Below are 13,157 nucleotides of genomic sequence, written 5' to 3' on the forward strand. Positions count from 1 at the left end.
GTTTTTATTTGTCGTCCCAGAATTGGTACATAGGAGGTTCTGCTCCTAAACTGATCAACAATGACAATAATGAATTCAGTGAATATTTGGCTCTTGAGCAGGTTCATTATTATTTAACCGGTGGTTATGTATTCGATCTAAGCGATAATGTAAAGCTTAGGCCAACCACTTTATTAAAAGCCACAAATGGAGCGCCGCTTTCAGTAGATTTTACGGCGGCAGCCATCTTTAATGAAAAGTTCTACCTGGGAGCCACCTATCGTGTTGATGATGCCGTGGGAGGGTTCCTGGATGTCCAGTTATTTGACGGGTTTCGTGCCGGGTATGCCTATGAATATCCCATCTCCGACATCAGACCTTATACCTCAGGCTCCCATGAGATCCTGTTGATATATGAATTCAGATTTAAAAACACCAGGTATAAATCACCCCGTTTCTTCTAATCTAAAGCCTGTTTATTATGAAAAATAGTTACTTTTTATTCCTGATACTTCTCACCTGCTCCATCAGCATGCAGGCACAGAGTGGAAAACAAAAAAAGGCGGATAGGCTTTATCACGATTTTGCCTATCTGGAAGCCACCGAAGTTTATAAAGAGCTTATTGAAAAGGATTATAATGTCACCTACAATAGCAAAAAGCTGGGAGATGCCTATATGATGCTTAGGAGTCCGGAAAACGCCGTACACTATTATGGGGATGTTATTGAAGATTCCACCATCTCTCCGGAGTATTATTACAAATATGCCCAGGCATTGCGTGGTGTGAAGCGCTATGATGAATCCAGGACATGGTTGAAAAAATACCTCGAGAGCGGTAACCGCTCTGATGAAGTGGAAACCATGATCGAAAAGAACGAGTTCAAAAGCAAGGCTACTTACAAGCTGCAAGCTTCAGATTTTAATTCAGAGGTAAGTGATTTTGGGGTCTTTGTAAAAGATGACAAGGTATATTTCGTGTCTGCAAGAGCGCTGGGGGTGGATGTAAAAGAGAAGACCTACAGCTGGAATGGAGAACCTTTCCTTGATATCTATGTAATGGATAAGAACTCTGGGGATGTCACTCCGGTTGCCGGTGAAATCAATACCAAATTGCATGACGGGCCTGCAGTGATCAGCCCCGATGGTAATACCATGTATTTTACCCGGAACAATTACATCAACAATAAAGAAGGTAAAAGGGATAAGGAAAAGACCAACCATCTTAAATTATATTCGGCTACCAAAGCTGGTAACCAATGGACCAATGTGCAGGAATTGCCATTTAACAGCAATGAATATTCTGTAGGCCATCCTACCCTATCGCCTGATGGAAAAACACTCTATTTTACATCAGATATGCCTAATGGCATGGGAGGAACCGATATCTACAAGGTAAGTATCGAAGAAAATGGAAGTTTTGGAAGCCCTGAGAATCTTGGAGAACCGGTGAATACAGAGTTTGATGAAAGTTTCCCTTTTATGGATACCGACGGGACGCTTTACTTCTCCTCTAACGGCCATGCAGGACTGGGTTTATTCGATATCTTCAGACTAACTGATAATGGAGAGGTAGAAAATGTAGGAGAACCGGTGAACAGTAGCATGGATGATTTTGCTTATTTCCAGGTAGCTGATTCCAGAGAAGGTTATATCTCCACCAACAGGGGTGGCGCAAGTGATGATATTTATGTTTTCAACAAATTAAATCCGCTTATCCTTAAAGGTCAGGTAACCGATGCTGTAAATGGTAATCCAATCCCACAGGCTACCGTGAGGATCATGGATGAGAACAACCAGCAGATCGCTTTCCTTGAAACCGATTCAGACGGAAATTACAAGACCGAGGTAGACAGGGATAAAACCTTACCGGTTGAAGCCAAGGAAATAGAGTATGAAACTTTTGAAGGAGAGGTTAATACCAGTAATACCGATGATAAGGATGAATTAGTCTATGACATCCAGCTTGACCCGGTAAAAGATGTGGAGTACCTGGCTGAAATAGATAACATTTATTTTGATTTTGATAAATCGAACATTCGTCCCGATGCCGCCAAAGAACTCGATAAGCTTGTGGACCTTATGAAGAATGAGTATCCGGACCTGGTAATCGAGATAGGCTCTCATACAGACCGAAGGGGAACAAACGCTTATAATGAAAAACTGGCCGAGAGACGGGCAAAATCAACTTATGATTATCTGATCTCTAAAGGGATCGCTCCTGAAAGAATCGTTGAATATAAAGGTTATGGAGAAACCAAACCGGCGATAGACTGTGATCGTTGCACCGAGAAAGAACACCAACTCAATAGAAGATCTATGTTCAAAGTAGTAAAAATGAAATAAAGATCTAACTAACCTGAAGGAAAGAGGTTTTCTGAAAAACTTTTTGTCCCCCCGAAAATGATTCTGGTTTTCCAGAACCACAAAGAGTTTTCAGGTGACCTCTTTCTATAAAATTAGTGTTCCCCAACATTTTAGTGTAGGTAATCGGTAACTGGGTTATCAGAAAGATTACTAGAATTAAATCGACCCCAACAAATCGATTAAAAGAAAAAGGTTCAGCCTCTAGCCTGAACCTTTTTCAATTAAAAAATAATTACCAAAGAAGAAATGAGTCCCTCCACATCCGGAGGGATTTTTTTATTTAAAGAAATTTTAAAACCAGGGGGTAATTCTTAATTGTTCTTAAATGATCGACAAGATTTAATAGTCATGGATATTTTATAATTCCATTATGTTAATCCCTTTTAGGTCTTAACATTTTAAGAACCGTATAAATATTTTGGCATAATTGATGAATTATAATCAATAGTTATAAGAAACTGAATAATAATAGAATTAAAAGATATTAATCCCCAAATCTTAAATATTGACATGAAGAAGATTATAATGATACTGGGGGTTCTCGGTAGCCTTTTTTCCTCTTGTGAAAAAGAAGAAACAGACCTACATAATAATGTTTCTGGATCTACCGAAGAACACACCCAGTCGAGCAATAATGAGAACCTCGAAATTGAAGATTTTATATATAAAGGAATGAACGAGATCTATCTCTATAAGGCCGAGGTTCCTGAACTTGCTGATGATTATTTTTCCACTGAAGACCAAAAGTACAGCTACCTGGAGAATTTCAGTTCACCTGAAGAACTTTTCAATACCCTAACCTATAGTGAGGACAGGTTTAGTTTTATTACAGACGATTATGAAAGCCTGGAAAACAGGTTCCAGGGAATAAGCGGAAGTACCGGGATGAAATATGGCCTGGGCAGAATAGAGGGAACCAACAATGTCTTTGGATTCCTTCAGTATATCCTTCCGGGAACTTCAGCAGAGGAAGCCGGACTTAAAAGAGGTACTGTATTTACCGAAGTGAATGGCCAAAAATTGACTATTAGCAATTACCAGCGCTTGCTAGATGACGATTCATTTAGTATCAATATAGGCCGAATAGTAGACGGAAGTCTTCAAATGACAGATCAAACCGTTACGCTAACAGATGATCCTTACACTTCAAATCCGGTTTATATCGCTAAAACTTTGAATATAGAGAACCAGAAGATCGGATACCTTATGTATAACAGCTTTATTGGAGATTTTGATGATGAACTCAATACCGCTTTCGGAAAGTTTAAGGCTGATGGAATTTCTGAACTTATTTTAGACCTGAGGTACAATGGTGGTGGTTCAGTAGAATCTGCAGTAGATCTTGCCAGTATGATCACCGGCCAGTATGAAGGTGAGGTATTTATGAAAGAGCAATGGAATAAGAAATACCAGGAACATTTTGAATCGACCGATCCTGAAAGACTGATAAACCGTTTTGACTCCAAAATCAGGACAGGAGCAGCGATCAACCACCTTAACCTAAATAAAGTATATATTCTTACCTCAAATACCACAGCCTCTGCAAGCGAACTGGTAATAAACGGATTAGCACCTTATATCGATGTGGTACAGGTGGGAGAAACTACTACCGGTAAATTCCAGGCTTCGGTGACACTTTATGACAGTCCGGATTTCTCAAAGAAAAATATAAATGATAAGCATACCTATGCTATTCAGCCATTGGTATTTAAATCGATAAACGCACATGGGAAATCAGATTATACTAACGGTCTGGCTCCAGATATACAGTATAGAGAAAATCTTGGCAATTTAGGGACTTTAGGAGAGCCTACTGAACCTTTACTACAAATTGCTATAAATGATATCTTTGGACGTGCGCAGGTAAAACAGGATGAGTCTGCCTACAAGACAGCACGAAAGTACAGGAAAATAGGTGAAAGTGGAATGAACGAACCTGATTTTCAGCGAATGTACATAGAAGAAATACCCCCAATACTTAACAGGAATCAATAAGATTCAAATAAAGAGCCCCGGTAATATTACCGGGGCTCTTTATTTAAGGCATAAAAAAAGGGCCAGCCTCTAGCCTGAACCCTTTTTTAGATTTGGGGGGAAAACAAAACTTGCGGTTTATTTCTTTATAAATATGTTTGTAAAATAGTTTTTTCCATCGGCATCTTGTCTAACAGAGATTCCAAAGTGAGTATGATCGGCCTCAATATTATCTTTATGTCCCTTACTCTTAAGCCACGCATTGATCACAGCGTCTGCAGTCCTGTAGCCAAAAGCCACATTTTCACTAACCGTCTGCGCTCCTACTTCATTCATAAGGTAAGAAGCTCTTTGAGAGAAATTCTCATGGCTCACCACTCCCTTCTGGATCATATATTCATTGTGATCTTCAGACTCAACAGAAAGTTCAGCAAGAGGTTTTAATTCAGATAAGCCTAAAGCTTTTCTATATATATTCAGATCTTCAAGGATCTCAACTTCTATAGCACTATAAGTATATTCAGCTTTATTTGTTACAACCTGATTGTAAGCTGTAACCTCATCCTCAATATTATCTTTTGAACATGATGTAAGAAACATCATACAAAAAATTAACATAAATCCTGTTAACGTAATTTTCTTCATCGATTCATTTGTTAGATTCAGAGGGGATAAATGTACATATTTTATCGACTAAATACGCTCAAACCTTAATAAAAGTCTAAATTTGAAGAAGTTTTAACACTTTCTGTAGGAATTTACAGTCATTTAATTCATTTTCAATCGATTAAATGCTTAAATGAGAGAAAGAGAAATTGTGCTATTCAACGATTATTTCTTTACCATCGTCGGCCAAAATGATTTCTGGAAAAATACTTTCGGCTTCGGTCCTGAATAGCTCTATATCGTCATATCTGGTAGAATAATGCCCGAGAATTAGTTTTTTGACCTTTGCCAGTTTTGCAATGGTCGCTGCCTGTCTTGCGGTGGAATGCTTGGTAGGAAATGCGAGATCCACTTCTTCTTCAAGGAAAGTTGATTCGTGGTAAAGAGCTGTCACATTTTTAACAAAAGGAACTATTTCTTCATCATAAACAGTATCGCTACAGAAAGCGTAGGATTTTGGAGGTGGTGGATCGGCAGTCACCAGATGATTTGAAATAAGCTTACCGTCTTCAGAGACTACGTCCTTACCCTTTTTAAGACTCCTGTATAAGGTGACATCAATATTATACTTTAAGGCCTCGTTGATAAGAAGTTTTCGATCTCCCTCCTTCTCCCTGAATAAAAAGCCGTTTGTATATACCCGGTGCTTCAGGGGAATGGTACTTACACTAACTTTTGTATCCTCAAACAAAAGTTGAGGCTCCCTGGAAGTAAGTTCATGAAAAATAAGGGGGTAGTTAGTCCAGGAATTGGCAAGTTTTAGCTGGAGAGTAATAATTTCCTTTATTCCCTTGGGACCATAAATATGTAACTCTTTTTCACGATTAAGGAGACGAAAGGTCGAGACAAGTCCTACCAGTCCATAAAAATGGTCTCCATGTAAATGGGAAATGAAAATATGCTTTATCCTGGAAAATTTGATCCTGTTCTTCCGTAGCTGAACCTGTGTGCCTTCCCCGCAATCTATTAGAAAAAGGTGGTTGTTTACTTCCAGTACCTGTGAAGTAGGGTTTGTAAAGCTGCGAGGTGTGGCAGCGTAACAACCCAGAATGGTAACTTTCATTAAAACTGTATTTTTCTGTTAAGGGAGAATTACTCTCTAAGTTTTAGAATCCAAGATCTCGCTGGATTTCATCCATCTGAATCATATCTTCAGCCTCCTGCAGAGTAGGGACTACAACAAGTTCATCGGGTAGTTCATCAATTCCTACCACGTCATTTACAATAACAAAGCTTTTGTTCTGATTTCTGTGAAAATTCGATATTTCCAGGAAAGCTAAAAGATTGTCGGCTTCAATATCCTTATGGTCTAAAAGGTTAACCACGACATTTTCATTCTTAATATCCTCATGATGCTTCGTAAGTTCCGAAGAAAAGTCGGTTAAAGATTCGGCATCATTCTCAATAAGAAGAAAATTTTCTTTTTTTTCAGTTTTCATAGTAAATATCTATTTCTGCTTAAAGTTAACAAAAACTGATTTCTATTTAGAAAGCTTTACTGTTTAATCTTCGAGGCCAAAAGATAGATCGCAGCCATTCGAATGGCAACTCCATTCTGCACCTGGTCCAGAATTATCGCGTGTTCGGAATCGGCCACATCGCTGGTGATCTCTACTCCCCTGTTAATAGGCCCAGGGTGCATGATAACGATCTCCTTATCCAGGCTTTCCAGTAGTTTTTTATTTAGCCCGAACTGTTTTATATATTCACGGGTACTCGGGAAATAACTAATGTCCATCCTTTCATTTTGAACCCTGAGCATGTTTGCCACATCACACCATTCCAGAGCCTTTTTTAAATTGGTCTCTACCTCTACTCCCAGGGATTCTATATACTTTGGAAGCAATGTTTTGGGGCCGCACACCTTCACTTCAGCTCCCTGAAGTTTAAGTGCAAAAATATTGGAAAGGGCTACCCTGCTATGTAGAATATCCCCCACGATCACCACTTTCTTTCCTTTCACTTCTCCAAGTTTCTCACGTATGGAATAGGAATCCAGAAGGGCCTGGGTGGGATGCTCGTGTGCTCCATCACCCGCATTAATGATACTTGCCTTCACATGCTTAGATAGAAATATACCCGCGCCTGGGTTAGGATGGCGCATTACCACCATATCCACCTTCATGGAGAGTATATTATTAACCGTATCTATAAGTGTCTCCCCTTTCTTAACTGAAGATGAAGCCGCGGAAAAGTTAATGACATCTGCACTGAGACGTTTCTCAGCAAGTTCAAAGGAAAGCCTTGTTCGGGTGCTGTTCTCAAAGAAAAGATTAGCAATTGTGATGTCCCTGAGGGAAGGAACTTTTTTGATGGGGCGATTAATTACTTCTTTAAAATGATCGGCTGTTTTGAAGATAAGATCAATATCTTCACGTTTCAGATATTTGATTCCCAGTAAGTGATTCACACTTAATTCGCTGCTCATTTTTTATCTATTTTAAAATAAGGTAAACCGCATCTTCCCCATCGTTCTCTTTCCAGCTTACCTTCACTTTTTCTTCATTAATCGCATCTACCTGTCTCCCGTTATAATCTGGCTGAATTGGCAAATGCCTGCTAAACCTTCGGTCTATCAAACTTAAAAGTTCGATCTCCCGGGGTCGGCCAAAAGACTGAATGGCTGTTAAAGCCGCCCGAATGCTACGGCCGGTATACAAAACATCATCTATAAAAACCACCCGCTTATCTTCCACGATGAAATCTATTTTCGTCTTATTCGCCTCAAGAGGCTTCTCTCCTCTTCTGAAATCATCCCTGTAAAAGGTAATGTCCAGCTGTCCGCTCTTAATATCATTCAAACCGTATTCTTCTTTAAGAATCTTTTCAATACGACTTGCCACATAGATACCTCTGGGCTGAATGCCTACAAGTACAGTATCCTTAAAATCGTTGTGTTTTTCTACTAATTGACAAGCCAAACGATGTAGAATAATATTGAGTTGGTTAGAGTCTAATAGTACTTTCCGGCTCATAAGACTATTTGTGGATTGCAACAAAAGTAAGGTTTTTTTTGAATAAGATAGCAGCAATTGCCAGATCAAAATTGATCGAATTTTAGGAAATGAAAATTCACGATTTTACTAATTTTAGTTGTTATCGGTTATTTTTATCATAACATATTGATTTCCATAATTTGAAATTTCCCTGTCATGTTTAATAGCAAAGAAATAAGATGGTTCGGTAAAAAAGAAGATAAAGAGATAAGCAGCTGGTTTGCCGGAAGGGGAATTACGTTTGAAAACACAGAGCCGAGAACAGATTTTTATTTACCTCTCCCAGGAAAGAAAGACATCGGTATTAAATTAAGAGAAGGTAACATAGAGATCAAGCACCTTTTAGCAAAACCTGAAAAAGGGAAACTTTCAGCTAAGGCTCATGGCTATTTTGAACGCTACACCAAATGGAGTTTTTCAACCGAAAAAGATGATGTTTTGAGCCACAAGATAATTCAGGCCAAAGAATATGACTGGCTGGAGGTACAAAAAGAACGAATGGGATGCAAACTAATGGAAGGATCCAATGGCATAAAACATTTGGTGAAAATTGAAGACCAGATTCCTTATGGTTGCCAGCTAGAATACACCCGGATAAAATTGAACAATACCACCTGGTACACTTTCGGCCTCGAATGGTTTGGAGAAAAAGAAATAGAAGTAGGTCCTGAGTTGGTTGAGAAAATCCTTGGGAATTCAACCCTTAATGGAAAAAACAGTATGGGCTATGCTGAGTTTCTCAATATGGGAAAACTCTAAACCTGAATTTTATATTGAATCCAGGTCTATTTTCATTCTATTCCTTAAAAAGTCTGTTATTTCCTTTTCAACTATATTAATATCCTTCGACTTGATATCACTGCCAATAAAATGAGTTCCCGGGGTTTTTAATGCTTTTAGAACATTAAGCGAGTCTGGAGTGGAAAATAACTTATGGGCCTCTGAATATACACCCACCTCTACATGGTCATCCTTCTGAAAAATATTCTTTTTATAATAGAGGGTTAAAACCGGGCATTGAACTTTTTTATAGGTCTTGGGAATCATAGTGCTTTCTACCAGCACCTGAAGATCCACCAAAGCCCGTGACGGATAGATCGTATCCCAGTAATGTTTCGCTATTTCCTGCTCATGCTCAATTTTCTTTTTCTCTCCAAATGAAATAATGTTAGCTATTTCATATCCCCATGGTGAGTTAAGCACAAAGGTGCCTGGAACATCATCCTCAAGGTTAGGCGAAAGATTTATCAGTGCATGAACCTTTTCGGGATAGGTAGCGGCCAGTTTTAAAGCCAGGGTCCCACCGGTAGATGTGCTCATAATAATTACCTTATTCCCCAGTTTCTCGCCGATCATTAAAGCCTCTTTTGCAGATACCCAGGCATTCTCTCCAGAGAATTTATTCAATGATGCGGGAGGTTTCAGGCCATGGCCGGCCCATCGGGAAAGGAAAAGATTGGCATTCAGGGTGTCGGCTATCTTTCTATTAACAGGGAAACCATCTCTGTAACTTCCCGCAAAACCATGAAGGTATACAAGGCTATATTCTGTAACCTTAGCTTCTTCCTTAGCCCAAATTATGCGAGCCTCATTATCTTCTCTTACCGGAAGGGAATCTTCCTTTTGTTTTATATATGATTCCAGTTTCTTTAGGTCTGATGGCAGATCAGGCAATTTCTCTGAATAATCAGGTTCCTGAGGGACAGGACCTGAGAAATATCCTATGATGATTGCCGCAAAAAGTAAAAGTATAAACCAGTAACGCTTTTTCATTTTTCAATGATAGCCAAATGAAATGAGAATTATGAATATAAAATTTTCTTTATTTGCCCAATCCTAAACTCATTGATCTTAACTCAAAATAACTAAATGGAAATTAAAGACCTGAAAAATATTTCTATTAGTGAACTGGCAGAAGCTTTTAATCTTGCTTTTTCAGACTACCTGGTTCCACTTCAGCTCACTGAAGAACAGCTGGCAAAAAAAATGAAGAATGATGGGGTTAATCTGGATATTTCGGCGGGAGCCTTTGAAAATGGAAGGCTGGTTGGTTTTATTCTTCATGGTAAAGGTTCATTTAAGGGACTTCCTACAGCCTATAATGCTGGTACGGGCGTAATACCTTCTGAAAGGGGGAAACAAATCACAGGCAGGTTATATGATTTTATACTTCCGATTCTCAAAGAAGCTCAAACTGCTCAATGTCTGCTGGAAGTGATTACTTACAATGGTCCCGCAATTAAGATTTATGAAAAAATTGGTTATGAAAGAACCAGGGAACTCCTTTGCTTTAAAGGATCTGTAACTAAAGAACCCATTCCACTTCTGGAGTCTTTCTCCCTCAACGAACCGGATTCCATAAATTCTCATATTTATAAAAGTTTTTTTGACTGGGATCCTTCCTGGCAAAATTCTTTTGAAGCCATTGAGCGCTCCAGGAATGATTTAAACATAATCACCGCCGAAAAAAATGAAGAACCCGTTGCCTTCATTACTTATAATCCTGAAACGGCAAGGGTCTCACAGTTCGCGGTTAAAGACAAGTATCGTAAGCAGGGAGTTGGAACGCTTCTTTTTCAGGAATTGCAGAAAAGCCTGAAACACGACATTTCTATAATTAATATTGATTCCAGAGCTTTTGATACGATCAGTTTTTTAAAATCCATCGGGTTAAAAGCCTTCTTATCGCAATATGAAATGATAATGAAATTATAACTGAAAGAAGTTTAGCGGAATTTAAGTAGCTTTAACTCTAAACCCATGGAAAAGTTACTATGAAAGCATTATCGACTCTGCTTATTTTATTTCTTGTGGCAAACTGTTTTGCGCAGCAGCAGCAGCCCAGAATTTCAGATCTACTTGTAGAAACCCCGTTTATAGAAGGTAAAGAAGATTACCTTGACTCTCCATTCGTCACTGCGGGGAACAGAATTTATATTGTTGGGCACCAGGATGGAAGTTTTCCTGAGATAGGCTGGCATATCAAAGGTGAAATGGGCGGAGTTTGGAATCACCCAATTAAGCTTTTTGATGGTTTTGAAGCTGAAACAGTTTTTGAACAGGATACCATAACTCTAAACAAAGCTACCTCTTTTGTTAATTACCCTATTGCCAGCAAGCACGATTTCAATATTTCAGGTAAGAATATCGAAATTGAAAGATGGCAGTTCGTTCCTGATCAGGAACAAAGCTTCGCAATTCAATTCGTATTTAAGAACAATGGCTCTCAAACACAGGATTTTGAATTCAATTTCAAATCCTTTTCCGACCTTCGCCCTACCTGGCTGGGAGAAAGAACCAATATGATAGATTCTCCAGATCGGTCTGCCTATAATGAGAACCACGATTACTGGATCATAAAGGACAGTATTAATCCCTGGAGTGCAGTTTATAAAGCCGACCGCAAGTCAGATAGTTATCAAATCGCATCATCCAGTTATAAAGGTCTTGGAAAGGGTACTCTTCTTACTTACAAAATCTCCATTGCTCCAGGAGAATCTGAAAATATTACCTTCTTCCTTGCCGGATCCTTTAATTCCGTTTCAGAAAGCCTGAAAGACCTTAGGTATATTCAGGAAAATCTGGAAAAGGAGATCATTACGAAGAGGGAAAAATATGAAGAGATCGCAAAACAAACTAAACTTACAGTACCTGATAAAAAATTACAGCAAACCTTTGAATGGTTAAAATACAATTCTGCCTGGCTGGTGCAGGAAGTTCCTGAGATAGGCACCGGCATTACGGCTGGTATTCCCGATTATCCATGGTGGTTTGGCGTTGATAGTGAATATGCGCTCAAAGGATACCTGGCAATTGGCCAAATGGAACCGGTTTATAAAACCATCAGGCTGCTAGACAGTGTTTCTGAAGCGGTGAACGGGAACGGACGAATTATCCATGAGATGTCTACCAATGGTGCTGTTTTCAATAAAGGGAACATCAACGAGACACCACAATTTGCATCACTCATCTGGGAGGTATATAAATGGACAGGTGACAGGGAATTTTTGCAAGACTATTTTCCTACTATTCAGAAGGGATTACAGTGGCTTCTGGAGGAAAATGACTCTGATAATAACCTTTTTCCCGATGGCTTTGGGATGATGGAAATCCATGGCCTGGACAGTGAGATGATAGATGTGGCTGCTTATACACAAAAAGGCTTTGACGATGCCTCAGGAATAGCTAAGGAACTGGGAAAGAATTCACTTAGCATGGAATATAAAAGCAAGGCAAATAAACTTAAAGAAAAGATCAATAATGAATTCTGGTCTGAAGATTTTGGTTCATATGCTGACTTTATTGGCACTGATAAGCAGGCCCTAAGACTAATAGATGATGCCATAGTTCGTGCCGACACACTCAACAAACCATGGTCGGTAAAGGAACTTAAAAGAACAAGAAAATACATCGAAGAGAATCCTTCAAAAACCTCAAGACCTTTTGTACTTCATCATAACTGGGTTGTGAATACTCCAATGGAAATGAACATAGCCGATCCTGAAAAGGCAAAGATCGCCCTTAAAACTGCTGAAAACTATACGAATCCTTTTGGGGTTTTTGTTACAGGGATAGATCGTGATGAGACTGCGGGAACCGATGAGGTTTCATTTAAAGGCAGTGAAGTTTTTTCCTATACCGGAGCAGTAATGACCTTACCTACGGGAGTCCAGGCTGTGGCAGAAAACAATTATGGGAATCCTGATAAAGCCCTGGATTATCTTAAAAGGATGACGCAATCTTTCAGCTTTGCATTTCCAGGCAGCATGTATGAAGTATCACCAGATTATGGGATGATCACCCAGGCATGGAATATCTATGGTTTTGCAGTTCCTATAGTAAAGCAGTTCTTCGGAATTCAACCAATGGCCATCGATAAAAAGATCACTATAAAACCTCAATTCCCTTCTGAATGGGATCATGCCTCCCTGGAAAATGTGAAAATCGGAGATAATCAGATCTCTGTCTATCATAAAATCACAGACGGGAAGTTAAATTTAGAAATTCATCAGGATAAAACGGATTGGGAAATTGAGGTGATATTACCAGAAAAGAACTATGATGTTACTGGCGGAGCAGTAAAGGCTTCAGAGAATAAAGTCAGAGTGTTTTCCTCCTCTCCTATCTTTACAATACAGGAATTGAACTAAGATTTTTCAGAATATGTTACTTAAAAT

The 13,157-nt window shown here is 39.0% G+C and carries 12 protein-coding genes; 6 read left to right on the forward strand and 6 right to left on the reverse strand.

What is annotated here, in order from left to right; all coding sequences use genetic code 11:
• The 3 genes from NE848_RS16795 to NE848_RS16805 form a co-directional block, all read left to right on the forward strand.
• A partial coding sequence (locus tag NE848_RS16795) for a PorP/SprF family type IX secretion system membrane protein (RefSeq protein WP_252115772.1) occupies positions 1-443 on the forward strand: 443 nt, incomplete at its 5' end.
• A gap of 17 nt (positions 444-460) precedes the next feature.
• Positions 461-2,323 (forward strand): OmpA family protein, encoded by a 1,863-nt coding sequence (locus NE848_RS16800; RefSeq protein ID WP_252115773.1) that lies wholly within the window; start codon positions 461-463, stop codon positions 2,321-2,323.
• Positions 2,324-2,854: 531 nt separating this feature from the next.
• Positions 2,855-4,339, forward strand: a complete 1,485-nt coding sequence (locus tag NE848_RS16805) for a S41 family peptidase (protein ID WP_252115774.1) — start codon at positions 2,855-2,857, stop codon at positions 4,337-4,339.
• A gap of 117 nt (positions 4,340-4,456) precedes the next feature.
• On the opposite strand, the gene NE848_RS16810 is transcribed toward NE848_RS16805, so the two are convergent.
• From NE848_RS16810 to pyrR, 5 genes are all read right to left on the reverse strand, one after another.
• On the reverse strand, positions 4,457-4,921 hold the full coding sequence (locus NE848_RS16810; protein WP_252115775.1) for a CAP domain-containing protein: 465 nt from the start codon (positions 4,919-4,921) through the stop codon (positions 4,457-4,459).
• Between the two features lie 217 nt (positions 4,922-5,138).
• Entirely contained in the window at positions 5,139-6,047 is a 909-nt protein-coding gene (locus tag NE848_RS16815; protein WP_252115776.1) for a ribonuclease Z, read from the reverse strand.
• A 43-nt stretch (positions 6,048-6,090) separates the two neighbouring features.
• Positions 6,091-6,423 carry a ribonuclease Z gene (locus NE848_RS16820; RefSeq protein WP_252115777.1) on the reverse strand — a complete coding sequence of 111 codons (333 nt, stop codon included), beginning with the start codon at positions 6,421-6,423 and terminating at the stop codon, positions 6,091-6,093.
• Between the two features lie 56 nt (positions 6,424-6,479).
• Positions 6,480-7,412: an aspartate carbamoyltransferase catalytic subunit gene (locus NE848_RS16825; RefSeq protein ID WP_252115778.1), complete on the reverse strand. Its 933-nt coding sequence runs from the start codon at positions 7,410-7,412 to the stop codon at positions 6,480-6,482.
• A 7-nt stretch (positions 7,413-7,419) separates the two neighbouring features.
• Positions 7,420-7,959 (reverse strand): bifunctional pyr operon transcriptional regulator/uracil phosphoribosyltransferase PyrR, encoded by a 540-nt coding sequence (gene pyrR, locus NE848_RS16830; RefSeq protein WP_252115779.1) that lies wholly within the window; start codon positions 7,957-7,959, stop codon positions 7,420-7,422.
• 177 nt (positions 7,960-8,136) lie between these two features.
• On the opposite strand from pyrR, the gene NE848_RS16835 reads away from it, so the two are divergent.
• Positions 8,137-8,739, forward strand: a complete 603-nt coding sequence (locus NE848_RS16835; protein WP_252115780.1) for a hypothetical protein — start codon at positions 8,137-8,139, stop codon at positions 8,737-8,739.
• A 9-nt stretch (positions 8,740-8,748) separates the two neighbouring features.
• Here the strand turns inward: NE848_RS16835 and NE848_RS16840 are convergent, their stop codons facing one another.
• Complete coding sequence (locus NE848_RS16840; RefSeq protein ID WP_252115781.1) at positions 8,749-9,753, reverse strand: alpha/beta hydrolase; 1,005 nt, start codon at positions 9,751-9,753, stop codon at positions 8,749-8,751.
• A gap of 96 nt (positions 9,754-9,849) precedes the next feature.
• On the opposite strand from NE848_RS16840, the gene NE848_RS16845 reads away from it, so the two are divergent.
• Positions 9,850-10,695 carry a GNAT family N-acetyltransferase gene (locus tag NE848_RS16845; RefSeq protein ID WP_252115782.1) on the forward strand — a complete coding sequence of 282 codons (846 nt, stop codon included), beginning with the start codon at positions 9,850-9,852 and terminating at the stop codon, positions 10,693-10,695.
• 59 nt (positions 10,696-10,754) lie between these two features.
• Entirely contained in the window at positions 10,755-13,130 is a 2,376-nt protein-coding gene (locus NE848_RS16850; protein WP_252115783.1) for an alpha-L-rhamnosidase-related protein, read from the forward strand.
• Positions 13,131-13,157: the final 27 nt, after the last annotated feature.

This window comes from Gramella jeungdoensis (genome assembly GCF_023805255.1).
Lineage (GTDB): Bacteria > Bacteroidota > Bacteroidia > Flavobacteriales > Flavobacteriaceae > Christiangramia > Christiangramia jeungdoensis.